A 25339-nucleotide genomic window follows, 5' to 3' on the forward strand; every position below is an offset into this window, starting at 1 on the left:
TGGGAGAAGTATGGAAAAAAGCAGGGAGATTCTGGTCAGTATCATAATTCCTGTATATCAGGCAAAAGACACACTTAAGAGGTGTGTCTTATCTTGTTTAAATCAGCAGTTTATGAAGGAAGGCGAGCTGGAGGTTATTTTAGTGGACGACGGCTCTACTGATGGCTCGTCAGATATCTGTGATGAGCTTGCAAGGGACGATGCTCAGGGCAGGATTTCGGTGGTCCACACCGAAAACCACGGTGTATCACATGCCAGAAACATAGGCATAGAGCGGGCTACAGGGCGATTCATCGTCTTCGTTGATTCCGATGATGAAGTTAAAAAGGGGTATCTTGAGAACCTCATGAGATATGCCGATGAGGGCACCAATCTTGTGGACGAGGGCGGAAGCTTTACCGGAACGCCCAAGCTCAGCGGCTTTCAGTACATAGAGAATTCAGTCCTTAATTCCAACACCCACGTGTGGGGCAAGCTCTTTGACAGAGAGAGCATTGTGGAGGAAGGAATCCGTTTTAAAGAAGGACTGGCTATCGGAGAGGATCTTCTCTTTTTGCTGGACTTTGCAATTTCCCAGGGCAAAAGACATACCATAAGGTGTATAGATGCCGGTGAATATATCTACACAGAAAATGCTAATGGGGCAATGAAGCAGGAGTTTAAAAAGAGCTACATGGGAGAGATAGAGGCCTGGAAAGAGGCTGAGAATAAGCTCCTTCCATATCGCAGTGAGATGTCACGGGATGCTTTTGTCAGCCTTGCTGTGAACCAGGTGTTGACAGCCTTTTTGGTAATTGGCAAGGTTGCGGTTCTGGATCAGGACAAAAGAAATACCGACCTTGCAAGGCAGGCTGTCTCTGAGTCGGGAGAACAGATCAGACATGCACTTAAGACACATGGCGCATTTGGAGCGCTTCCGATTGGACATAAACTTAAGGTTATGGTTTTCAGGACGAGTCCCGAACTTTATCTGAGGCTCTATAACAGGCACAAAGCATAATGTCTTTTGGAGAATAAATATGAGTATTGACCTTAACAGACCAATAATTCTATATATGCATGCGGGCAGCAAGAATCACGGATGCGAGGCCATTGCAAACGCAACTCTCAAGATGATAAGAAAGCTCAGGATTGAGCAGGGCTGCGATATGGACAAGACGTCCATTCCGGTGGTGTTTTCCAATGATGCCTCAGAGGACAGGAAATATTCTCTTGGGGAGATGGAGAAAGAGGGGCTGTGCATCCTGACAAGCGAAAGGCACATAGACAGAGACTTCTTTGCCCATGTGGTCTACTACGCATGGCGCAGGTTTACCGGGGACAAGCAGTCCTTTATGAGATACAGATTTAAGGATGCTTACAAGGTTTTTCTTAAGGAATGCAACAGGTGCGGTTCGCAACAGACTCCGCTTGCCATATCCATCGGCGGCGACAACTACTGTTATCCCGAGATGGTTTCTGACCTTATCCTTGCTCATGATTATTTCCTTGAGAGGGGATTTGAGACGATCCTGTGGGGATGCTCCATTGAGCCGGAATCTCTTAAGAATGTTGCGCTTTTAAATGACCTCATGGAGTTCGATTACATCTATGCAAGAGAACCCATAACATACCAGGCACTTCTTGGCGTTGGATTTTCCGATAAGAAGATAATATTCCGCAAGGACCCGGCCTTTGAGCTTGGGGTGGCAGAGCCAAAGGCGCTTGAAGGATTTGTTCCGGGCAAGATGGTTGGCATCAATTTAAGCCCCATGGTTCTTGACCGTGCCAAAAATCCCGATCTGGTCAGAGAGGGCTACAGGAACTTTATCAGATATATTCTTGATAATACAGATAATAACATCGCCTTTGTTCCGCACGTTGTCTGGGACAGCAGCGATGACAGAAAACCGCTCACAGAGCTCTATAATGAATTTAAGGATACAGGCAGAGCGGTTATGATAGAGGATAGTCCTGCGGAGGTTTTAAAGGGCTATATTTCAAAGTGCAGTTTCTTTGTGGGAGCAAGGACGCACAGCACTATCGCAGCCTACAGCACCGGAGTTCCGACTCTTGTTATAGGCTACTCAGTAAAGAGCAGGGGAATTGCCACAGACCTTTTTGGCAGCTGTGACAATTATGTTCTTCCGGTTCAGGAGCTTGATGATCCACAGGCTCTGATCCGTTCTTATGAGTTTATTATCAGCCGCAGTAATGGCTGAAATTATTAGTTTTATTTTGGGGGAGATAATATGCTGATTATTCAGATCGCCGGAGGACTTGGCAACCAGATGCAGCAGTATGCTGTGTACACCAAGCTTCGCGGCATGGGGAAGGACGTAAGGCTCGACCTGTCATGGTTCGATCCAAGTGTCCAGAAAAATATGCTGGCACCCAGGGAGTTTGAGCTTTCAATGTTTGAAGGCGTTGACTACACAGAGTGTACGGCTGAGGAGAGAGATTCATTTCTGAAGCAGGGCATGATCGCAAATGTGACAGGCAAGATGCTGAAGAAACTTGGTCTTCGCGATGAGGCCAATCCAAAGGTCTTTTCCGAAAAAGAGATGTACCATCCGGAGATATTCGAACTGGAGGACAGATATATCAAAGGCTACTTCGCGTGTCAGAAGTATTATGACGACATCATGGGAGAGCTTTGGGAGAAATACACATTCCCGGCGCATTCGGATCCTGACCTTCATACCAGGAACATGGCTCTTGTTGAGCGCATGGAAAAAGAAACATCGGTCAGTGTTCACATAAGAAGAGGGGACTACCTGGATCCTTCCAACGTGGAGATTCTTGGAAACATAGCAACCGAGGAGTATTATCAGGGCGCCATGGATTATTTTTCGGTAAAAGACCCTGATACTCACTTTTACATATTCACCAGCGACCATGAGTATGCCCGCGAGAAGTTCTCAGATGAGAGTAAATATACGATCGTTGACTGGAACAGCGGCAGGAACAGTGTTCAGGACCTTATGCTCATGAGCCACTGCAAGGGTAATATCTGTGCGAATTCAACCTTCAGCTTTTGGGGAGCAAGGCTCAACAGAAGGCCTGATAAGACAGTTATCCGCACGTACAAAATGAGAAATAACCAGCCGGTCAATCCGGATATCATGCATGATTACTGGAAGGGCTGGATACTTATGGACGAAAAAGGAAGTATCATCTAAGTTTTATGGGCAGAGTTAAGTCGGCAACAAGAAATATCGCCTTCGGGTATGTGGGACAGATCGCAACGGCGCTGATGTCGTTTATTTTGCGAACTGTCTTTATCATGCACTTAAATGAGGATCTTCTTGGAATCAACTCGACTTACGGAAATATCCTCTCGCTTCTTAACATGGCGGAGCTGGGAATCGGAACAGCGCTGAACTTTAGTCTCTATGGGCCTGTTGCCAGAGGAGAGAAAGAGAAGATCAAGTCTTATATGCAGCTATATCGCAAGGCGTACTTTATTATCGCCTGTGTTGTTGCAGCTGTAGGGCTTTTGCTTACTCCGTTCCTTCAGTACTTCAAGTTAAGGTCACCTGAGAATACATCAGTCAGGGAACTTACTATCTACTATCTGATCTTCCTGTTCAATACAGTCAGCAGTTACTTTGTGGCGTACAAGTACAGCCTCATAAATGCTGAGCAGAAGAACTACATTCAGACTAACATTCTTACAATAACAAAGGTTATTGTTGTGTTTCTTCAAATAATAGTTGTTATTGTAACGAAGAACTTCCTGCTCTATCTCCTTACAGATGCTGTGGTTCAGCTGATACAGAAGGTCTTTGTCTCAAAGTTTTTGGACAAGATGTATCCGTTCCTCAAGGAGAAGAATGTTGAGAAGCTCTCCAAAGAAGAGAGCGATGAGGTCTGGAAAAAGACAAAGGCCCTTGTCTTCCACAAGGTGGGAGATGTGGCAAGACTTCAGACCGATGCACTTATTATTTCAACGTTTGTTGAAGTCGCTATGGCGGGTGTTGTTGATAACTACAACATGGTTATCAGCACGGTTTCGAATTTCGTAAATATAATTTTCAATTCGGTTATTTCGAGTTTTGGAAATCTCATTGCTACGGAATCAAGGCAGAAGCAGTTTTCCATGTTCAAAGTCTACAGGTTCTTTGCATCCTGGATTTATGGATTTTCCTGCGTGGGATTTATGGTTCTTTTAACACCGCTCATAAGGATATGGCTGGGAGATCACTGGATCCTCACTTCAGCAGCTGTTTACTGCATCCTGATTGACTATTACTTTAAGGGTGACAGAATTGTCCTTAGTAACTATAAGACTGCAGCCGGAGTCTTTGAGCCGGATAAGTATCTGGCGCTGATACAGGGTGCTGTGAATCTGGTGATATCAATCCTGTTGGTTCAAACACCTCTTGGAATTACAGGTATTTACATCGGAACCATCGTTTCGGGACTTATTGCAAACATTACAAAGCCGGTTATCATCTACAGGGAGTGCTTTGATATGAAGGCAGGAAGCTACTTTGCAGATACTGCGAAGTACCTGGCAAGCCTTGTGTTTGTGTTGGTGGTTTCGCAGCTTATAAGTATCAAGGTTCTTGCAAACCTGAACATTCTTACATTTATACTTATGGCGATCATCATCACCGTTTTGTTCAACGGCGTTTACTTTGTTCTGTACGGAAGAAGCGAGGAGTTTAAGTATCTCACAGGTAAGGTTCGTGAGAAGCTTGGCAGATGAGGGAGATAAATGACTGAGAGAGAAAAACAGATCATAAACGAGGCCATTGCAGAGCTTGAGACAATAATGGAGGTTTCTCTCGGGCAGATGGCAAAGGACCTGGTCAAGAGTGCTCTTGGAAGAAGCGTTCGCACCAAGGACCCTATGTTCTGGCCGGCGGGAATGCTGATACTGGGACTTGCGGAGGCAAGAAAGAGAGCAGTCTCGGATGGTGAAGAAGGCCTTGTTGATAAGATTGATGAGGCATTTCTTGGGCATATCAGGCTCTGGAAGGAAAAGTACGACAAGAAGATTTCTTATATAGATGATGCGCTAGCAGGTGTTGCCTTTATCAGGCTCTATGAGCAGCTTCCTGACGGGAGACTTAGAAGCGAGTGTAAGAGCATCGCCGAGAGAATATACAAGTATCTTCAAGGTGCGGCGCTGGACGGCGAGGAGACAATTGTTTATAACGCAGACAGAAGTGCCTGCAACGTGTTTGCTGACGGAATCGGGCAGACATCTATGTTCCTTGCTGCATACGCTAAAACTTTTGGAGATGCGCAGGCCAGGAAGATGGCCGGGAATCAGCTCAAGAACTTTTTGAAACACGGATTGGATGAGAAGAGCGGACTTCCTTATCACGGATATGCCCTTCTGGATGACGGCGCAGTCTGCGAAAAGAGAGGTGTTCTGTCATGGGGAAGAGCAGCCGGATGGCTTATCATGGGGCTGTCTGAGTATGCCAAGTGGTCAGAAACCCGTGGCGGAGACAATCCGAGCAGTCTTGTTCGATGGTACAGGGAGCTGTCGAAAGCTCTTTTGACATATCAGAAACCTGAGGGCGGATACGGCTGGCAGGTTCAGGCAGTCGACGGACATCTGGATACATCAGCTACCGGAATGATCGTGTATGGACTGTTGAATGGAGAGGGAGTTTCTGTAGGTGAAGTTGAGGCTTCGCTTAAGGCTCTTTTGAACAGTGCTGAAGATGGCAGGGTTATGAGTGCTCTCAGTTCCTGCGATGACTTTGGCGTACATTACCAGACCTACGGCAATTACCCATGGGGACAGGGGGCTGCGCTGGCAGCTCTGGCACTGGCTGATAAAGCGTAATAAAAGGAATTTTGGGCTCTTCTGAGTCTTGTCAAAAAAGTAGTAATGTGATACATTATATGTAGTAATGAAAACTACATGCGATTTAGTTGGAAACTACTTTGCTTGACATAGATTGGAGGAGCACTATGAATACTAAGGAATTGAAAACTTATTTTGAAGAGCATCTGGTACCCAGCAAACTCTACAAGATCGGTGGCTCACACAAGAACAGAATCTGTCTTGACAGGACAGAGAACGGATGGGTAGTGTACTTCCAGGACAAGAAGGAGAAGATCGGGGTACTGAACTTTGTTGACGAGGCTTCAGCCTGCAACCGCATGAAGGACGAGCTCAGAAAGCTCATGGAGCAGCTCTACGGACTGACCTGGGCCGGAGCAAGGTAAATGGATTCCGTGCCGGTAATGCGATAATTTAATAGGTTTATACAGAGACGCCTGACCATTGTAAATCCCTCTCTTACAGACGTCTCTTTTTGCGTATAAATATACCTTTTCATATCAGATTATGTTAGAATAAATCTACGTCAAATGTATTGCGTTTCCAACGCAGAAAGGGGATTTTATGGCTAATCTTGAGACAAGAACCAACGAACTTAAGGGAACTGAGACTGAGAAGAATTTGATGGCAGCATTTGCGGGGGAATCTGAGGCACGTAATAAGTATACGTACTTCGCTTCAAAGGCTAAGAAGGACGGCTATGTGCAGATCGGACAGATCTTCGAAGCTACAGCAGCTAATGAGAAGGAGCATGCTAAGCTTTGGTACAAGATCCTCTCCGGCATTGGAACAACAGTTGATAACTTAAATGCAGCAGCTGACGGCGAGGCTTACGAGTGGAAAGAGATGTATCCTTCATTTGCCAAGAAGGCCAGAGAAGAGGGATTTGACGACATCGCTGAGCTCTTCGAGCAGGTTGCGGCTATCGAGAAAGAGCACGAGGAGAGATACAGAAAGCTCCTTAAGAACATCGAGGATGGAATCGTATTCTCTGCTGATGGCGATACAATCTGGGAGTGTTCAAACTGCGGACATATCGTAGTAGGACCTAAGGCTCCTGAGGTTTGCCCTGTATGTAATCACCCTCAGGCTTACTTCATGAAGAAGGCTCAGAACTATTGATGTTTAGATGATGTAAATGACATGAAGAGAGAGGTTAGCAAGCTGGCTTGCTAACCTCTCTTTTGTTTACCTGTCAGGAAGGAGTAAAGTACCCTCTCTGCCATAAAATAGGGCTTGCGGAATACGCCTTACCGGATAACAAAAATCCCCATGGCCGGTGGCCATGGGGGTTAGCATGATACGGTTTGGTTAATTAGTTACAATATAGCAATTCGTCATTTCATTATGACGTTATCACTTCACTGGATCAATCCTTAACTTCAATCTGGATTGCCTCTTCCTTCTCAGGGATAGCTTCTTTCTTAGGAAGGTTGACGGTGAGGATACCGTTCCTGTACTGAGCGATGATATCCTCAGGCTTAAGTCCTTCAACATGGAATGATCTCTGATATGAAGAACTTCTTCTCTCACGGCGGATGTACTTGCCGTTCTCGTCCTTCTCATCCTTGTTCTCATTGTGAGCAGCAGTGATTGTCAAAGTATCATTCTTGAGATCAATCTTGATGTCTTCCTTGTTGAATCCGGGAAGCTCAGCCTCGAGCTGATAGCAGTTATCCTTCTCGATAACATCTGTTCTCATAAGACCTGTGCTTGATTCAAAAGGTCTTGCTTCTCTTGGTGTTCTGCACTGTCCACCGAAGAATCCGTCATTAAAGAAATTATCCATCTCATCAAAGATATCATTGTTACTCCAAAGCATAGGCATCAACATAATTATCACTCCTTTTCTATATATATTTTTTGTTGTGTTGTAGTGTTTAAATATTTTAGCAACTCTTATTAGCACTCTCATGTGTCGGCTGCTAATTTCTTGTTACAAGTATGTTATAGAACAACTAGAACAAATTGTCAACAAGTTTTTTCCTAAAGAAAGTATAAAATCGGAAAAATCCCGCAAACACTGGGCTTGCGGGATTTAGAATTCTTGAAAATATCCGTATTTTATTATACTGATTGCATTATTTGCTCGAAATTATTGTTTGTTACTGCCTGAAAACAATCTTCTTGGCCATGTCATCTGCAGCTTCTTTTCCCTGGAACTCCTCTATAATAGCAAGTCCGAATGGGATTGCAGTTCCCATGCCACGGCTGGTGATGAAGTTGCCGTCTTTTACAACCTCTGTGGTCTGAGGATCAGCACCCTGAAGGAATTCCTCATTTCCGGGGTAACAGGTAGCCTTTTTGCCTGCAAGAATTCCCATCTTGCCATATACACGTGGAGCTGCACAGATTGCTGCGAGCCTCTTTCCTGCATCTGCGAAGCTCTTGATCTGCGCCTTTAGTGGTTCGCATGCATCAAGGTTGTTGGTGCCAGGCATTCCGCCAGGAAGAATGATCATGTCTGTATCATTGAAATTGATCTCATCAAGGAGTGCATCGGCCTCAACCTTGATTCCGTGAGATCCGCTCACCTGCTTACTTCCTGTGATAGATGCAGTTGTTATTTCAATTCCTGCTCTGCGCAGCAGATCAACTACTGTCAGGGCTTCTATTTCTTCAAATCCCTCTGCTAAGAATATCGCTGTTTTTGCCATTTTCGTACACCTCCCATGGTTTGCACTGTTGTATTGTTGATGGCTGATACCATTGCTGTTCATGGGATTATTCTATCATATAAATTGAGGGATTTGCCTGGATTCTATAATAGGAATTGATAAAGGCTTGAATTTGAGTACTAGAAAATAATGATATAAATCAAATACTATAGTGATATGCAGATTATTACAGAGAAGGCATACTGTAAAAGAATAAAAAGGTCAGAATTCTATAATACTGTCGCCAAAAACAGCTTTTCATATTAGAATAGAAGCTGATATGGCTTGAAGAATGCAGAGTACGCACTCTGATTCAGGCAAGCAGAGTATTTAAGAGGAGATCACAAGCAGTCATGGGCGTAGAGATAGAGAGAAAGTTCACAGTCAGGCACCTTCCGGAGGATCTGGATCGGTATCTGTTCCACACTATAGAGCAGGGGTACCTGAATGTAGATCCGGCCATAAGGGTTCGCAGAGAGGATGACTCATATTACATGACTTATAAGAACAAAGGCATGTACGCAGAAAAGATTACTGAAGAAACATCAGCGCAGCAAGGTGCAGATGGCAGTAGCGCAGAACAGCAGGAGCCCATCGGGTCCACAGAATACAACCTCCCTCTGGACAAGGAATCCTACGAGCACATGCTCACCAAGGCCGACGGGAACATAATCAGGAAAAAGAGATATCTGATCCCTGCAGAAAATGGGCTTACAATAGAGCTTGATGTCTTCGATGAACCATATAAAGGAACAATAATAGCGGAAGTAGAGTTCCCTTCAGAAGAGGCAGCAGCTGCCTATAAGCCGGCAGAGTGGTTTGATGAGGACGTTACCGGAAATCCGGAATACAGTAACGCCAAAATGAGTAAAAAAAATTCTTAAAAAACTCTAAAGTTTTCTTTTAACCTTCCGATATACATACTGAAGGAACGACCGGGTATAAACCAAAAAACCCGCGAAATGTAAGGAAACATGGGAAACTAACAACATTTTAATAAAGACCTGGAAGCTATTTTTACCATGAAATTTCCTGAAATTTTCGGGGGAAATATTTTGGGAAAAGAACTAAAGTAATGGGAACTTCTACCGATAAATGTAGTAGAAGTTTAAAAAATACTCCAGGGAAGGAGGAAAAGATATGCGAATAGAAGCATACAGTCAGGTTCAGCAGATTTACTCAAACAGCAAAGTAGGTAAACCACAGGCAGCTAAGAAGACCAATGATATCAGGGATACTGTATCATTTTCTTCGATTGGAAAAGATATCCAGGTTGCGAAACAGGCTGTAAGCGCTGCCCCCGATATCAGGGAAGATAAGGTTGCATCGCTCAAAGCTGCTATTAAAAATGGTACTTATGATGTGAGTGGAGAGGCTTTTGCTGATAAGTTACTGGCAAAGTTTGAAGAGCTGGCATAACAGCCCACACATCAATTTCATATCAGGAGGATGATTCCAGTGGCAAGCCTTATGGAAAATCTCGTTGAAGTTCTTGATAAAGAAGGTTCAGCGTACGAAAAATTACTGGGATTATCTAGCCAAAAGACCACAGTTATTATTAAAGGTGATCTTGAGGCGCTTGCAGAAATCACGGATGAGGAGCAGTGCATAATAGGAAGTATCCAGGGCCTCGAGAAACAGAGAGTCGAAGCCATGACGGATATAGCCAATGTACTTAACATGGATGTTAATTCATTGAAACTGACCGATCTGATCCAGGTACTTGAGAAAAGACCGGTGGATCAGAAGAATCTGGCTAAGCAGCGAGACCGGCTTACGCAGGTAGCTGACAATGTCAGACGTGTAAACGGACAGAACCAGGAACTTTTAAAGAGTTCACTTGAGATGGTTCAGTTCGAAATGAACATCATCCAGGCGGCGAAACAGGCTCCACAGACGGCGAATTACTCAAGAGCTGCAGACACTACAGGCGAATGTTTAGGTTACACATCGGGCGGGTTTGATGCAAAGCAGTAACGTCTCACTTGGTAGGAGGTGAGACGGATGCATGTAGATAATCCACCCGGGTGAATACCGTTTTTCGCGGTAGTGTCTTAAATTTTGCCTTTTTTAGGGCACGGAGGTTATAAAACATGTCTCTCATGGCCAACTTATATGTCGGCGCGTCGGGAATGACAACATCACAGAATGCACTGAACACCACAGCGCATAACATGTCAAATGTAGATACCGACGGATACGTAAGACAGCAGGTTTCTCAGGGAACAAGAGCCTATCAGACTCTTGAAAGGCGAATCGAACAGATTGGCTGGAAACAGATAGGAACCGGCGTAAACTACAATAATTGTAAACAGGTACGAAGCGACTTCCTTGATCTTTCATATAGAAGAGAGAGCGGAAGGTCGGCTTTTTATGATGTTTCGCTCAAGGCCCTTGAAGAGATAGAAGATCAGCTTCAGGAGATGGATGGCTCTGAATTTGCTCAATCTATCAATAACCTCTGGGTATCAGTCCAGGAGCTGGCAAAAGACCCTTGCTCAGCCGTTACGCAGTCTTCATTCGTAACAAGAGCAAATGAATTTATTACAAGAGCAAAAAGCGTATACGACGGACTGGTTGCATATCAGGAGAACATGGATTCCACAGTTAAGGGAATGTGCGATACCATCAACAAGTACGGCGACAGGATAAGAGAATTAAACGAGAAGATCGTTGATATAGAGTCGGGAAAACAGGAGCGCGCCAACGACCTTAGGGATGAGAGAAATCTTCTTTTGGATCAGCTCGCTGAGTACGGCAAGATTGACTATCAGGAAGATGTTTTCGGGAATGTTGCAGTTCTTTTCGAAGGATCGACATTTGTTACTAGCGATCACGTAAACCATCTGGGAGTTGATACAACACTTGAGAGCAGCGCCGGATATGCGACACCTTATTGGGAGTACGCAGCCAAGACTGTAGATAACAAGGACGGCACCAAGACTGTTGTTTCAATAGACGGTGCGCATGTCTATGACCTTACACAGAATATTTCAACTGTTACAAACACAGATATAGGCAAGCTCAGATCAGTTCTCCTTGCAAGGGGCGATCACAATGCAACCTATCACGATATAACAGAAGATACAGAATTCTATAACAGAAACATTTCACAGTCAGTCATCATGAATGTTCAGGCTGAGTTCGACCAGATGGTCCATAACATCATGACATCCATCAACGATATCATGGAAGCAGCAGAGAGTAACCCGGCTTTCATCGACGGAACAGTTGGGAATGCCAAGGACTTTACACTTTTTGTTTGTGCCAATGAGCAGGACAAGCTCAACTACGATATCAGCAAGGATAAGCCTGCAGGATCAATACTTACGGGCTTTACGATAAAGAACAGCCAGATCAATCCAAAGCTTGTTCAGGAACCGACTCTTTTCACCTTCAGAACCATAGACGGTAACGAGGATAATACAACAACTACTCTGTTAAAAGAGGCTTTTACCAAGGAACAGTACACACTTAATCCGAATGTTACCTCAAGAAACAGCTTCATTACTTATTACAACAGCCTTGTATCACAGGTTGCAAACTCAGGTGATGTCTACAACAGCATCAAGGAAGCACAGGAGCAGACAGTTTCTGCTGTAGAGGCAGCAAGAGAGCAGATCATCGGCGTATCAAGTGATGAAGAGATGGAATTCATGATCATGTTCCAGAATGCATACAACGCTTCAAGCCGATATATAAATGTAGTAAGCGAAATGCTGGAGCACCTTGTAAATACTCTCGGTGCGTAAAAGAGCAGTCGCAGGCCACCACTTATTAAGGAGATAGGGCTATGACATCTCAATTCTTTGGACTTAACATTGCAGCTTCCGGACTCAGGGCAGCAAATGCAGCGTTAAACACCACAGCAAACAACATATCTAATGCCAGCACAGACGGCTACAGCAGGCAGAAAGTAACCCAGGAAGCCAATGAGGCTCTCAGGGTCTTTGCCACATACGGATGTGCCGGAGCCGGTGTTGATACCATTGCCATAGAGAGAGTCAGGGACAGCTTCTATGATGTGAAGTTCAGACAGAACGAGACACTGCTTGGAAATTATACACAAAAGAACTATTACAACAGTCTTGTTGAGAAGTACCTGGACGACGACGGAACAACAGGATTCTCATCTCTTTTCAGCAAGATGGAAGTTGCGATGGAGTCAGTCAGAACGGCAGCAGGAACAACCGAGACCAAGTCAGCTTTTGTTTCAAGCTTAAAGAGTGTCACAGAGTATTTTAACAATGTATATACAAGCCTTCAGAATGAGCAGGCGGATGTCAATGCAGAGATCAAGCTTCGTGCCGACAGAGTAAGCGCCATTGCTCAGGAGGTTGCTTCCATAAATAAGCAGATCAATATCATTGAGATGACAGGCAGCAAGGCCAATGAGCTTAGAGATAAAAGAGACGTTCTCGTTGACGACCTCTCCAAGATGATTTCAGTTGAGGTAAGAGAGACTCCGATTGTCGATGAAACACAGCCGGACAGAGAGACCGGTGCGACAAGATACCAGATCTGGGTTGCAGGCTCATACGAACTGGTTGATACCTATGAATACAGAAAGATGATCTGTGTTTCCCGCGCTGATGACGGTGCTACAAACCAGAACGATGTAAAGGGTCTTTTTGATATCAAGTGGGGCAGCGCAAATTATAAGGATGGCGACAGCGTAAATGAGCTTTCCGATTTTGCGCTGGATTCACAGCTGATCGGCGGAGAGCTTCAGGGACTTCTGGCTATGAGAGACGGTAACAACAGCCATTATTTCCATGGCAAAGCGCCTTCAGATGGCGTGGTGCAGACTCCTGACGGATCGGTTTATGTGACGGTCAAGGTTGATAACGACTACCTCAAGGATATGACCAAGTGCACGATTCCTGAGTTCGGAACCATGAAGATCGGGGCAAAGACATATAAATATGACAGCTGGGATTATGACGGAGAATCTACTTATACTTTTAAGATTGATAATGACAGTCTGAGCAGCATTCCTGACAGCGGAAAGAGTGTAAGCATCGGCTACTCAAACAGCTATCAGGGAATCCCGTACTACATGGCTCAGATGAACGAGTGGATCAGACAGTTCTCGGATCAGGTCAATCAGATCATGACCACCGGATACACTTCAGACTCGCTTGAAGGTGTGTTTGCTCTTACAGGATCCATGGATAATAACTCGGCAGCAGAACTCAGCTATGAGCAGCTCACAACTCTTTCAGAGAACAAGGGTTACTACAAACTCAGGGGCGGCAACTTCAATGTCAGTGCTGTTCTTCTTGATAACTCCGACAGAGTTGCGACTAAGTCTGACGTGACAGAAGGTGAATCCGAGTTTGGCAATCTTACTAAGTTAAAAGACATGTTCAAGACCAAGAAGATCTTCAGAGGCGCAACTTCAGGCGAGTTCCTGACCAAGGTTCTTGCGGATGTGGCGCTGAATAAATCCAATTCACAGACTCTTGAAGATACATATACTTCTCTGGAGAATACCATCAGTAACCAGAGACTGTCAGATACAGGTGTCGACGAGGATGAGGAGGCTTCAAACCTGGTTAACTTCCAGAATGCTTACACACTTTCATCCAAGATGATCCAGACACTAACTGAGATCTACGACAGACTGATACTTGAGACAGGTGTATAACTTGAAGTGCGAATGAACCCCCCTGGGGTTCATTTTTTTTCGGCCGGTTCTTAAGTTATTGACCATAACTGTCGATATACGTAGTGAAAATCATATGGTCTGCATGGATGCGCTTATTTTCAGGGACAAAGGATTGTCTACATTCGGAGGATTACTATGCGCATTACTAACAAAATCATGCAGAACAATTCCCTTTACAATATAAATAACAACAAGGTGTCTGAGGATCAGCTTAACACCATGATGAGTACGGGAAAAAGAATAACCCGTCCGTCAGACGATCCGGTCATCGCTATACGTGCCCTGAGGCTTCGCAGCAATGTGACTCAGCTCTCCCAGTATTATGAGAAGAATGCAAAAGACGCTGAGAGCTGGCTTCAGGTTACTGCTGATGCGCTTTCTACAGTTACAGATGTTCTTACTGACTGTGTAAAGCAGGCAACAAAGGGCGCGAACAAGGATCTGACTCTGGATGATCTGTCCACGATCGTTACACAGATGGATGCTCTGGCAAAAGAGTATTACTCAACCGGTAACATGGACTATGCCGGAAGATATGTGTTTACAGGCTACAGAACAGACACTCCTCTTACTTTTGACAGGACTACAACTGCAGCCTATACAGATATTAATGATGAGTTCAATGCAGGAAGCATCGGGGAATCAACCAGGATCATCGGCAAGTATAAACTGGATTCCTCTACTATCCTCAACGATGATACTGCAGCTACCATGCAGAACGAGATAGTTGAAAGAACTGCCGGAAGGCTTAGACTCTCCTATGACAACCTGGATTATATTCAGGGTGATGGAAAGTCAGCAACTCTCAAATTCAGAGAAACTCTGCAGCAGCCGGCGACCAGTACAGTAGCAAGTACAATGGACACAATAAATCTCACCTTTAAGACTATGGAAGGTGTTACACACTACGCATCTATTCCGGCTAATTCAAACGGAACGGATTATGAGATCGTAAGCGATGGCATTGTATATAATGCCAAGTATAAAGAAGACGGAACCTACATGATTGAAGGCTTTGATGAGAGCAATGGTAAGACTTATCAGATTGCCCTCAATGCGGATGGAATCTATAACCCGGATCATTCAAATGTTGATTCCGCGATAACTTCCATTGAATCAAGAGACGTTACGACAGTTACCTACACAACAAAGGCAGGCAGAGTGACTGTTGATGTTCCGATCCTCCCCGCCATCGATCAGACATATACCATCAACCTCAGTGGCGGCGGATATCAGGCAACAGTAAACAGCGACGGAACTCTTACACTTAAGAATTTGTACCCGGTAGAAAACGGTGACGGAACTTACAGCAACGAGGTTGTACAGTTAACAGGCAACGGAAGTGTGCATTCATCTTACCGGGAGACCAGCCTTGAGATCGGACCTGCAAATATTATTTATGGCACAAGCACAGAAGCTGAGATAGATGCAGCTTACGATAACATTTATGCACATAAAACCGGTGCGTATGCATATCTCAACGCAAAAACAGGAGAGGTCCTTCTGAACAAGGAACTCAGTGAAAAGTTTGCGACTCTTCCTGACATCATCAATGCAAACAGTATCGATGTAATCTATGACAAGAAAGAGTGGACAAACGGAGACATCAGACCTGAGAACCTCTTCGCATGCACCTACACCAATGAAAACAAGAAGAGCATTCTTTATAACAAGGGTACAGCCAATCACGATATCGCTTATGATGTTGGATTTGCTCAGTCGGTTGTAGTCAACACTACAGCAGATGCGGTTTTCACAACCAGTGTCAAAAGAGATGTCGGCGACCTCTCAAATATGCTCAATGAGCTTAAGCAGGTTGATACAACATTAAAGACCCTTAAGAGTAAGCTTGACTCTACTGACGATGAGACCAAAAAGGCTAAGATCCAAAACGAGATAGAATCAGCCACAAAGGCTTATGACTTCATGAGAGAAAAAATTCAGAAGGAATTCGAGCACAAGATCACATCAATGCAGAAGGCCCTGGATACAGCAAACATCGCTGTTACAGACAATGGTACCAGATCTAAGAGACTTGACCTTGTAAGCTCCAGACTGATGAACCAGACTACAACCTTTAAGACTCTTCAGTCAGAGAATGAGGACATCGATATAGCCGAGGCAGCAACAAAGCTTACTACTGCACAGGTTACCTACGAGGCAAGTTTGATGGCAACAGGAAAGATATCACAAACTTCATTAATGAATTATATCTGATGATAAGAAAAACACTTTTTGCGGAGCAATCCGTATATTAGCAACAAATTGTATGAATTAATGTGGCAATTGTACGAAATTGCGTTTATAATTAATGTGTAGCAAAGTCACTTGAGACTATGGAGGTTACAAAATGAGACTCATAACAAGAATTTTCGGCGAAGTAGAGATTGAAGACAGCAAGATTATCACTTTCCCAAATGGTATAATCGGCTTTCCTGATTTAAAGAAATTCACATTGATGCATGATGAGAGTGACGAGGATGGCGCAGCTACCAATACAATAAAGTGGCTCCAGTCAATTGATGAGCCGGGCTTTGCTATGCCTGTTATGGATCCTCTTATTGTGTGCCCGGACTACAGTCCTGAGATTGACAGAACCAAGATTGAAGATGTTGGTGAACTTGATGATGAAGATATTCTTGTTCTTGTGACAGTTACAGTTCCGCATGACCTTGCCAAGATGACAGTTAACCTTATGGGACCGTTTGTCATCAATGTTAAGGATATGAAGGGTACACAGGCAATTGTTGATAACGACAATTATCCTGTTAAGTTCCCTATCTACGATATCCTTAAGAAGAATAAAGAAGCTAATTCATAAACCACGGAGGGAGAAACTATGTTAGCATTATCAAGAAAAAAGAACGAGGCGATCATCATTAATAATAATATCGAGATCACTGTTCTGGACATTAGGGGAGACCAGATCAAGCTCGGCATTTCCGCGCCTAAGGAGATTCCGATCTACAGGAAAGAAGTTTATATCCAGATTCAGAATGAGAACAAGGAAGCTACAGATGTGGCAGGACTTGAGGCTCTGAAGAAGCTGCTTTGATTTTTGTGTGATTACAAGCGCTCTGCACATCTCGTGCAGGGCGTTTTTTTACAGCGTGACAATGGAGACAAGAAATTCAGATGCGGATACTTTACTACGACTGGGATGAATTTAACGGTGAGGATTGTCGGGATGCCATGAGAAGGCGCGGGCATGAGGTTGTGACATTCCGCGATAGAGCCGATATTGGGAAAAGAGATTGTGACTGCGTTTTCAGTTTTGATTATTTTCCTGAAATCGCTGAGAAATGCCATGAGCATAAGATTTCCTACATATCCTGGGTGTTCGACTGCCCTCATTATCCGCTATATTCCGGCACAATAACTTATGAAGAAAACCGTATTCATATCTTTGACAAAAGACTCTGCGAAGAGCTGAAGACTCAGGGAGCGAAGCATGTTTATCATACACCTCTTGGAGTGAATGAAGAGAGGTTAAGAAGTCTGGGTCTTGCAACGCAGCCTGAATCATATCTCCACGATGTCACTTTTCTTGGTAATCTCTATGACAATGAATTCAATTTTTTTGACCAGGCCACTTTTCCGGAGGATATAAAAGAGTACCTCGCTGATGTGATAGATGCGCAACAGTTAATATATGGAAAGGACATTATCTCTGATAAGCGATTAATAGATGCCTCCATGATGGAGATGCTCAGAAGCTTTATTCAATTCGAAGACACCGGTAAGTACAGCGTAGACTACGATCGTGTAATACTGGATATCATCAGGAAGAAGGTAACTGTAACTGAGCGCCGCAAAATACTTGAAGCTCTGGGGGATTGTTTTGACACAACTCTGTACACAACGCCTGATGCTAAGCCTGTACCCGGAGTAACTAACCTTGGTCTTGCTGATTACAATGCCCAGATGCCATATATTTTCCACAACAGTAAGATCAACATCAACATGACTTTCAGATGCATCCCATCCGGAATTCCTCTTCGTGTTATGGATGTTCTTGGATCAGGAGGATTTCTTATCACAACATACCAGGATGAAATCGCAGAATATTTCGAAGAGGATAAAGACCTTGTGATTGTACGGACACCGGATGAATTCATTGAGAAGACCGCTTATTATCTTGAGCATGAGGATGAAAGAAAAGAGATTGCCATAAACGGGCAGAAAAAAGTGTTTGAGAAATTTGCATATACAAAACTGCTTCCGGAAGTTTTAACAAAAAATAGAATTTAACCCGCTTTAACCCATAGACTATCGGGATGAAGTGGGTTAAAATTATTATGTAACCAATGTGTTTGAAGAGGGTAAGTATTATGAATGAGGAAATACAAGAGCTTCAAGCTGAAATAGATGCGCTTCCTAAAGGTAGTGTGACTAAGAAACTGATAAACAATACGTATTATTACTATCACCAATGGAAGGATGCTTCCGGGAAAAGACATTATGATATAGTTTCTGAAATAGAAGCATTTGGGTTAAAAGAAAAGATAGTGAGGCGGAGAGAGCTTGAGAAAAGGCTGAAGGCTCTGGCAAAAGAGTTTGAAAAGTATGATATCGGATATCATGATGACAGTCAGGAGCCGGAACTTATGACCAATGCCATGTATGGAGAAGAGCTTTCCGATATGGTTTCTGTGGCGAGAGAATTTGAAAAACGAGACTGTTACGCGATTATTGACAGATATATCCATAGCCCGGCAGGGGATAACGTATGTCTTTTATATGGTCTTAGAAGGACCGGAAAAACAACTATTATTAGACAAGTCATTCTAAATATGAATGATAAGGAATTTTCCAAGGCTGTATATATTAAGGCTAAGCAGTCAGACACCATGGCAGATATTAACAAGGATCTTAAAAACCTGCGAAGACACGGTTTTAGGTATGTGTTTGTTGATGAGGTTACGTTGATAAATGATTTCATTGATTCAGCGTCCCTGTTTTCTGATGTATATGCAGCCGGTGGAATGAAAATTGTTCTCTCGGGCTCGGATTCACTGGGGCTCTTTATTGCTTCTAATGAAGAACTGTATGACAGAGCAGTGACGGTGCACACAACGTTTATTCCTTTTAGAGAGCACGCAAGACTTTTAGGGATAAACAGTGTGGATGAGTATATCAGATATGGAGGAACGCTCAAAGCCGGAGAGCTGAACTCTGAAAATAAAGATGTTAATTCTGATGAGGCTTCATTTAGAGACGATGAAAGCACACACAGATATATAGACACGGCCATATGCAGGAATATTCAGCATTCGCTCAAGTTTTATGAGGATGGAGGACATTTTAGACATTTAAAGAAATTATATGAAGCGGATGAATTGACGAATGCTATAAATCGAGTAATACAGGATATGAATCATGAGTTTACGAAAGAGGTAATTCTTGGAAATAAAGAAATACCTGGGGAGTTATGCGATACCAGCGACAAATTGAAGAAACAGGAACAAATTCCAGAGGTGGTGTTGGAAGTTAGGAATTATCTTCGGGAAATGGAAGTTGTTGAATATGTTGAACCTTTAGGAAGATATGTCTTTACACAGCCGGGGATACGCTATTGCCAGGCAGAAGCATTTGTGTTAAAGCTTCTGCAATCAAATGAGGCTAGAACATTAAGTGAAAGAGAAAAGACTCAAATGGAACATATGATTTTGGGTGATATTAAACGAAGAATGGTTGAAGATACTGTATTTCTTGAAACTCAGAAGGAACTCCCTAAGTCAAAAAAGACGTTTAAACTTCAATTTGATACAGGCGAATTATATATGGTTCTCTATGATACAAAAACTGATACTTGTGAATTATATGAGATGTTGCACGATGATAATGCGACCAAGGTGCAGGACAATAGTTTGCTAAAAAAAGAGAATTGTGACTTTGTACAGAGAAAATATGGCAAAATAGTAAAAAAAGTTGCTTTATACCAGGGTAAATCAGACATCGGCATAGATGGTTGTCAGTATCATAATATTGCTGATTACCTAAGATCATTGAGTGATGCTACAAGATAAGTATAAAAGGACATTTGAATACACTTTATAAAAGAGGTTGAAATTGATGGAGAAAGTGATAAATGAGACTTTACATGCTAATGGCGTAGATATCCGTATTTATACTTTGGATTTTGAAAATGAGTTTATTTCTTTGACGGATATAGCCAAGTATAAGAGCGATGATGCGAATGCTACTATTTGTAATTGGATGAGGAACAGAGAAACAATAGAGTTTCTGGGATTGTGGGAAGAATTGCACAATCCTGATTTTAAACCCCTCGAATTCGAGGGGTTTAGAAATGAGGCTGGATTACACAGATTTACGATGTCTCCCACAAAGTGGATAGAAGGAGTGGGAGCAATTGGTGTAGTTACCAAATCCGGAAGATATGGTGGGACATACGCCCATTCAGATATTGCGTTAGAATTTGCTTCATGGATATCGGCAGGATATAAATTGTACATCATGAAGGATTATCAGCGACTGAAGAAGGATGAAAATAACAAACTTTCATTAAAATGGAATCTTAATCGAGAAATATCAAAGATCAACTATCGTATTCATACGGATGCTGTAAAAGAAAACCTTATACCTCCAGAACTCACCCCTGAGCAAATTGCGTATAAGTATGCGAGTGAGGCTGATCTTTTAAATGTAGCTTTATTTGGAAAAACTGCCAAGCAATGGCGGGATGAAAGCAAGAATAAAAAAGGAAATATGCGAGATTATGCTACATTAAACCAGCTTCTTGTTATGGCGAATATGGAGAGCTATAACGCAATACTTATTGATCAGGGTAAAACACAGTCAGAGCGACTGGTGTTACTACGACAATTAGTAATAAAACAGATGCATACATTGGAACATGCTAATGACGAAGGGCTCAAAAAACTTACTGGAAAGTCTGAGTAAAATTCTAAAATTTTTATTAATTCTTCATTTTTCACGTCTAAAAACATAAAGTTATAATCTTCATTACCGATATAAAGGATAAGAAATCGTGTACAAACATTTTGTTTTTGTGCAGAAATGTAACGATAGAACACGTTGATACCCGGCTAAGACATGGAGGTCATGGAGGTATAAAATTATGGGAATGGATGCTATTAACGGCTTTAGTCCGCTGGTGCAGCAGACTCAGCCACAGGTAAGAACACAGGTACAGGAACAGAGTCAGTCACAGTCTGAGGTTGTAAATCAGGAAGCGGCTCCTGCCATAGATCTTAAGGTTGAAGCTGCTGATAACTCTGCAGATTCAGGTCATGATGCTCAAAATGGAACTCAGACATATACACAGAGCAGAGAAAAATATGCTGAGACTGAGGAGCAGATCCAGGAGGACAACGAGAAGGTCAGAAAGGCTATTTCAGAGATGACCAAGAACGTTAAGTCCAATGCTGAAGCTGTTTTTGGAATCCATGATAAGACAAATCGTGTGACCATAAAAATGGTTGATAAAGAAACCAAGAAGGTTATCAAGGAATTTCCACCGGAAGAGACGCTGGATATGATAGCCAAGGTTTGGGAAATTGCCGGGATCATGGTTGACGAAAAGCGATAACCCTTGTATGGAAACGGATTTCCAGTAACACACTCACGGATTGAGAAAGGAGAATTAATATGCCTATACGAATTACGGGAATGAACTCGGGATTGGATACAGAGAGTATTATCACCGCACTTACCAGTTCCAAACAGACTAAACTCGATAACTTCAAGGGTGAACAGAAGAAGCTTACCTGGAAACAGGATAAGCTGAAAGAACTCAATAAAAAAGTTGTAGATTTCTATAACAATGCGCTTAGTAATATGAGATTTTCAGCCGCGTATACTAAGAAGACAACTTCTGTAAGTAATTCAAATGCAGTATCTGTTGTGACAGGCAGCAATGCAATGAATAGTGTTCAGAAGCTTGATATAACAAGCCTTGCAAAGGCATCTTATCTTACTGGTACTGAAATGGAGGGAAGAGAAGGAAATCCCGCCAAATCCTCAGATACATTGACTGATCTTGGAATAAGTGGAGGAAAGATTAAATTCAGAATAGGAGATGATCCTCGTGATATCATTTCAGTTGATGTTAAAGAGGGTGACTCAATCAGCCAAATAGTAAGTAAGGTAAGAAATGCCAGATCATCCGAAACTGGAACCAAGGTCGATTTCAATTATGATGAGAAGAATGGCAGGTTCTATGTTGGTGCTCAAGCTGAGGGTGCTAAGGCAGCATTTCATCTTGTGTCTGATGATGAATCTTCCGGTTTAATGAATGCACTTGGTATTAAGCTTAGTGGCACCGGAGAAGAAGACAGTACTAACTACATTGCTGGATCAAGTGCTACTATAGTGCTCAATGGAGTAGAGTACACATCCGAGAGCAATGTGTTTGAGGTAAATGGACTTACCATTACTGCAAAAGAAGAGGGAACCGGAATAACCCTCACTACCAAGCAGGATACCAGCGGTATTTATGACAGTGTAAAGAATCTTATTAAAGAGTATAATAACCTTATGAAGGAGTTTTCTACTCTTTATAACGCTGATGCTGCCAAGAAGTATTCCATGCTCACTGATGATCAGAAGGAACAGATGTCTGAGAAAGAGGTTGAGGAGTGGGAGAATAAGATCAAGGATGGCCTTCTTAGTGGCGATGAGAATATTTCTTCTCTCAGAAATGCTATGAAGTCGATAATGAGTTCGAGTTTTAGTGTCGCGCTTAAGGATGGAACCACACAGAAACTTTCACTTGCTAGCTTTGGTATTTCAACAGGAAGTTATTTCTCTACATCCGAGAACGACAGAGACTTATTACATATTGATGGTGATAAGGATGACAGTGTTTCCAGTGGAAATGCAGACCTTTTGATGGCTGCTATTTCTTCGGATCCTGAGATGGTTCAGAACTTCTTTACAGAGCTTTCAAAATCACTTTACTCCAAGATGGGAGATCTTATGAAGGGCACACAGTTCAGCAGTGCCTTTACCATCTATGAGGATAAGCTGATGGCATCTCAGTACAGTGCATACAATACCAAAATATCTGATGCACAGAAGGCATTGGAAGCTGCGCAAGATAAGTATTATAAGCAGTTTTCAAAGATGGAGTCGATGCTTTCAAAGATCAATTCAAATAGTGGGTCGCTTTCAAGTTTCTTCGGTAGTGGCTCATAAGCATCAAGATTAACAACTATATGAAAAAATATGAGGGAGACATAATATGCCAGTACTAACATCACAACAGAGGGCTGCATATGCTCAATATAAAAACAACAAGGTGAATTCAGCAAGTGGCCCGGAGCTTACTCTTATGCTTTATGATGGTGCCATTAAGTTTTTAAATATTGCGGACTTTGCAATAGAGAAAAATGATATTCAGAAAGCGCATGACAATATCATTAAAACGGAGCGTATTATAGATTATCTTCGTAATACATTAGATATGAAATATGCTGTTGCTCAAGACTTCGAGAATATGTATTCATACATTGCCAGACGCCTGGTAGAAGCTAATATTGCCAAAGATAGGGAAATAGTGGCAGAAGTAAATGAGCATATGCATGCTATCAGGGATAATTGGGTTGCTGTTATGAAAGCCAATAACATCATGGTAAAGGATGCTTAAAGGGGGATGAAGATGCTTACGATCAGTCTTGATATGCTTGAGGAAAGTCTTGAAAAAAAGCTAAGTATCTTGAGTAAGATTGAGGAACAATGTGAGAGACAAAAGCAGATACTAAATGATGCTGAACATGTTGGCTTGGATGCTTTTGATGAAACTGTAGAGGCAAAAGAAAGTCTCATAGATGAAATTCTATCACTTGACAACGGTTTCCAGAGCCTGTTTGACAGGGTAAAAGAGGAAGTTGGCGAAAACAAAGAAAAGTATGCAGATCAGATTGGGAGAATGCAGAATCTTATTCAGGAGATTTCCGCGAAAAGCGCATCTATCGAAGCAGCCGAGCATCGGAACAAAAGACTTGCTGAGAAGTATTTTAGTTCTGCCAGAGAACATATGAATCAGAGTAAGAATTCATCATCGGCAGCGTTTAATTATTACCAGACAATGAGCAATTACAAGAATGTTCCACCGCAGTTTATGGATAAAAAGAACTGAATAAATTGTGTCATGATTAGATACAAAAGGACTTGGGCCTAATTATCGGCTACAAGTCCTTTTTTCTTTATAGTGAAAAGCTAAAAAAGTATAAAAGTTTCAATATTACAAAAAAAGATGAAAAAAAGATACAAATAGGGTTAAGATTATGGGAATCATGCCGATATCTTTAATGTAAAAGCCAATCAAAGCAGCCGTGGAAGGGACTCCGAGTAGGTCTGCACGAATAAAAAAGATGGAAAGGCAGCATGGAAGCGAGCCCCGTTCATGGAGGATTGAATATGGTAGTACAACATAACGTCACAGCGATGAACGCTAACAGACAGCTTGGCATCACAACCGGAGTTCAGGCAAAGAGTAGCGAAAAACTTTCTTCAGGTTACAAGATTAATAGAGCAGCAGATGATGCAGCAGGTCTTGCTATTTCTGAGAAGATGAGACGTCAGGTAAGAGGTCTTACACAGGCTTCTTCAAATGCACAAGATGGTATTTCCACAGTTCAGACAGCTGAAGGTGCGCTTAATGAAGTACATGATATGCTTCAGAGAATGAATGAGCTGTCCGTAAAGGCTGCAAATGATACACTTACAACTAGTGACAGAAGCTATATACAAAAGGAAATCGATGCTCTTTCGGCCGAGATCACCCGAACAGCATCTGCAACAGAATTTAACAATCAGAAGCTCCTTGATGGTACTTTTGCAGGTAAGAAACTTCAGGTTGGATCAGAAGCTACCGGTCAGGATGAGATTGAGATTAGCATTGAGGCTATGACCGCCACGATAATTGGCGTAGGTTCACTTGATGTTAGCTCCCACGATTCAGCACAGGCAGCTATTGATTCAGTAAAATCAGCGTTAGATAAGGTATCAACACAGAGATCAGATCTTGGAGCTATGCAGAACAGACTCGAGCATACAATTAAGAATCTGGACAATGTAGTTGAGAATACTCAGGCAGCTGAATCACAGATCCGTGATACAGATATGGCAAGAGAGATGGTTAAATACTCTAATAACAACATTCTTGCACAGGCTGGTCAATCTATGTTGGCTCAGGCAAATCAGACAAATCAGGGTGTTCTGTCACTCCTACAGTAA

25 protein-coding genes are annotated in these 25339 nt (G+C 42.7%); 23 read left to right on the forward strand and 2 right to left on the reverse strand.

What is annotated here, in order from left to right; translation table 11 throughout:
- Positions 1–10: 10 nt before the first annotated feature.
- From G590_RS20695 to rbr, 7 genes are all read left to right on the forward strand, one after another.
- Positions 11–1000: a glycosyltransferase family 2 protein gene (locus tag G590_RS20695; protein ID WP_022765794.1), complete on the forward strand. Its 990-nt coding sequence runs from the start codon at positions 11–13 to the stop codon at positions 998–1000.
- A 19-nt stretch (positions 1001–1019) separates the two neighbouring features.
- The gene (locus tag G590_RS0111395) at positions 1020–2201 is read left to right on the forward strand and encodes a polysaccharide pyruvyl transferase family protein (RefSeq protein ID WP_022765795.1); all 1182 of its coding nucleotides are present in this window, start codon (positions 1020–1022) and stop codon (positions 2199–2201) included.
- 30 nt (positions 2202–2231) lie between these two features.
- Entirely contained in the window at positions 2232–3161 is a 930-nt protein-coding gene (locus G590_RS0111400; protein WP_022765796.1) for an alpha-1,2-fucosyltransferase, read from the forward strand.
- Between the two features lie 5 nt (positions 3162–3166).
- Entirely contained in the window at positions 3167–4693 is a 1527-nt protein-coding gene (locus G590_RS0111405) for a lipopolysaccharide biosynthesis protein (RefSeq protein ID WP_022765797.1), read from the forward strand.
- A 9-nt stretch (positions 4694–4702) separates the two neighbouring features.
- Positions 4703–5788, forward strand: coding sequence for a glycoside hydrolase family 88 protein (locus tag G590_RS0111410; RefSeq protein WP_022765798.1), 1086 nt, complete (start codon positions 4703–4705; stop codon positions 5786–5788).
- A 128-nt stretch (positions 5789–5916) separates the two neighbouring features.
- The gene (locus tag G590_RS19330) at positions 5917–6174 is read left to right on the forward strand and encodes a hypothetical protein (protein WP_022765799.1); all 258 of its coding nucleotides are present in this window, start codon (positions 5917–5919) and stop codon (positions 6172–6174) included.
- A 178-nt stretch (positions 6175–6352) separates the two neighbouring features.
- Complete coding sequence (rbr, locus tag G590_RS0111420) at positions 6353–6910, forward strand: rubrerythrin (RefSeq protein ID WP_022765800.1); 558 nt, start codon at positions 6353–6355, stop codon at positions 6908–6910.
- Between the two features lie 247 nt (positions 6911–7157).
- On the opposite strand, the gene G590_RS0111425 is transcribed toward rbr, so the two are convergent.
- Positions 7158–7622 (reverse strand): Hsp20/alpha crystallin family protein, encoded by a 465-nt coding sequence (locus G590_RS0111425; RefSeq protein WP_022765801.1) that lies wholly within the window; start codon positions 7620–7622, stop codon positions 7158–7160.
- 271 nt (positions 7623–7893) lie between these two features.
- Complete coding sequence (locus tag G590_RS0111430) at positions 7894–8445, reverse strand: DJ-1 family glyoxalase III (RefSeq protein ID WP_022765802.1); 552 nt, start codon at positions 8443–8445, stop codon at positions 7894–7896.
- A gap of 353 nt (positions 8446–8798) precedes the next feature.
- Here G590_RS0111430 and G590_RS0111435 point away from each other — a divergent pair, with 353 nt between their 5' ends.
- From G590_RS0111435 to G590_RS0111510, 16 genes are all read left to right on the forward strand, one after another.
- Positions 8799–9329, forward strand: coding sequence for a CYTH domain-containing protein (locus G590_RS0111435; protein ID WP_022765803.1), 531 nt, complete (start codon positions 8799–8801; stop codon positions 9327–9329).
- 256 nt (positions 9330–9585) lie between these two features.
- Positions 9586–9864, forward strand: coding sequence for a flagellar biosynthesis anti-sigma factor FlgM (gene flgM, locus G590_RS0111440; RefSeq protein ID WP_022765804.1), 279 nt, complete (start codon positions 9586–9588; stop codon positions 9862–9864).
- A gap of 30 nt (positions 9865–9894) precedes the next feature.
- Positions 9895–10422 carry a flagellar protein FlgN gene (locus tag G590_RS0111445; RefSeq protein WP_242829775.1) on the forward strand — a complete coding sequence of 176 codons (528 nt, stop codon included), beginning with the start codon at positions 9895–9897 and terminating at the stop codon, positions 10420–10422.
- 116 nt (positions 10423–10538) lie between these two features.
- The gene (flgK, locus tag G590_RS0111450) at positions 10539–12197 is read left to right on the forward strand and encodes a flagellar hook-associated protein FlgK (protein WP_022765806.1); all 1659 of its coding nucleotides are present in this window, start codon (positions 10539–10541) and stop codon (positions 12195–12197) included.
- 41 nt (positions 12198–12238) lie between these two features.
- On the forward strand, positions 12239–14095 hold the full coding sequence (locus tag G590_RS0111455; RefSeq protein WP_022765807.1) for a flagellar hook-associated protein FlgK: 1857 nt from the start codon (positions 12239–12241) through the stop codon (positions 14093–14095).
- A 156-nt stretch (positions 14096–14251) separates the two neighbouring features.
- Positions 14252–16333, forward strand: a complete 2082-nt coding sequence (locus tag G590_RS20700; protein ID WP_022765808.1) for a flagellin N-terminal helical domain-containing protein — start codon at positions 14252–14254, stop codon at positions 16331–16333.
- A 133-nt stretch (positions 16334–16466) separates the two neighbouring features.
- Positions 16467–16937, forward strand: coding sequence for a flagellar assembly protein FliW (gene fliW / locus G590_RS0111465; RefSeq protein WP_022765809.1), 471 nt, complete (start codon positions 16467–16469; stop codon positions 16935–16937).
- Between the two features lie 18 nt (positions 16938–16955).
- Positions 16956–17171, forward strand: a complete 216-nt coding sequence (gene csrA, locus G590_RS0111470; RefSeq protein WP_022765810.1) for a carbon storage regulator CsrA — start codon at positions 16956–16958, stop codon at positions 17169–17171.
- Positions 17172–17251: 80 nt separating this feature from the next.
- Positions 17252–18367: a glycosyltransferase family protein gene (locus tag G590_RS0111475; protein ID WP_022765811.1), complete on the forward strand. Its 1116-nt coding sequence runs from the start codon at positions 17252–17254 to the stop codon at positions 18365–18367.
- A gap of 80 nt (positions 18368–18447) precedes the next feature.
- Positions 18448–20145, forward strand: coding sequence for an AAA family ATPase (locus G590_RS0111480; protein ID WP_022765812.1), 1698 nt, complete (start codon positions 18448–18450; stop codon positions 20143–20145).
- 46 nt (positions 20146–20191) lie between these two features.
- A complete protein-coding gene (locus G590_RS0111485; RefSeq protein WP_022765813.1) occupies positions 20192–21040 on the forward strand; it encodes a KilA-N domain-containing protein in 849 nt (282 codons plus the stop codon).
- A gap of 178 nt (positions 21041–21218) precedes the next feature.
- Positions 21219–21689: a flagellar protein FlaG gene (locus G590_RS0111490; protein WP_022765814.1), complete on the forward strand. Its 471-nt coding sequence runs from the start codon at positions 21219–21221 to the stop codon at positions 21687–21689.
- A gap of 59 nt (positions 21690–21748) precedes the next feature.
- Positions 21749–23296 carry a flagellar filament capping protein FliD gene (fliD, locus tag G590_RS0111495; RefSeq protein ID WP_022765815.1) on the forward strand — a complete coding sequence of 516 codons (1548 nt, stop codon included), beginning with the start codon at positions 21749–21751 and terminating at the stop codon, positions 23294–23296.
- Positions 23297–23342: 46 nt separating this feature from the next.
- Positions 23343–23747, forward strand: a complete 405-nt coding sequence (gene fliS, locus G590_RS0111500) for a flagellar export chaperone FliS (protein WP_022765816.1) — start codon at positions 23343–23345, stop codon at positions 23745–23747.
- A gap of 12 nt (positions 23748–23759) precedes the next feature.
- Positions 23760–24239, forward strand: a complete 480-nt coding sequence (locus G590_RS0111505) for a hypothetical protein (RefSeq protein ID WP_022765817.1) — start codon at positions 23760–23762, stop codon at positions 24237–24239.
- A gap of 281 nt (positions 24240–24520) precedes the next feature.
- Positions 24521–25339 carry a flagellin N-terminal helical domain-containing protein gene (locus G590_RS0111510; RefSeq protein WP_022765818.1) on the forward strand — a complete coding sequence of 273 codons (819 nt, stop codon included), beginning with the start codon at positions 24521–24523 and terminating at the stop codon, positions 25337–25339.

It is taken from the genome of Butyrivibrio sp. XPD2006, assembly GCF_000420865.1.
Taxonomy (GTDB): Bacteria; Bacillota; Clostridia; order Lachnospirales; family Lachnospiraceae; genus Butyrivibrio.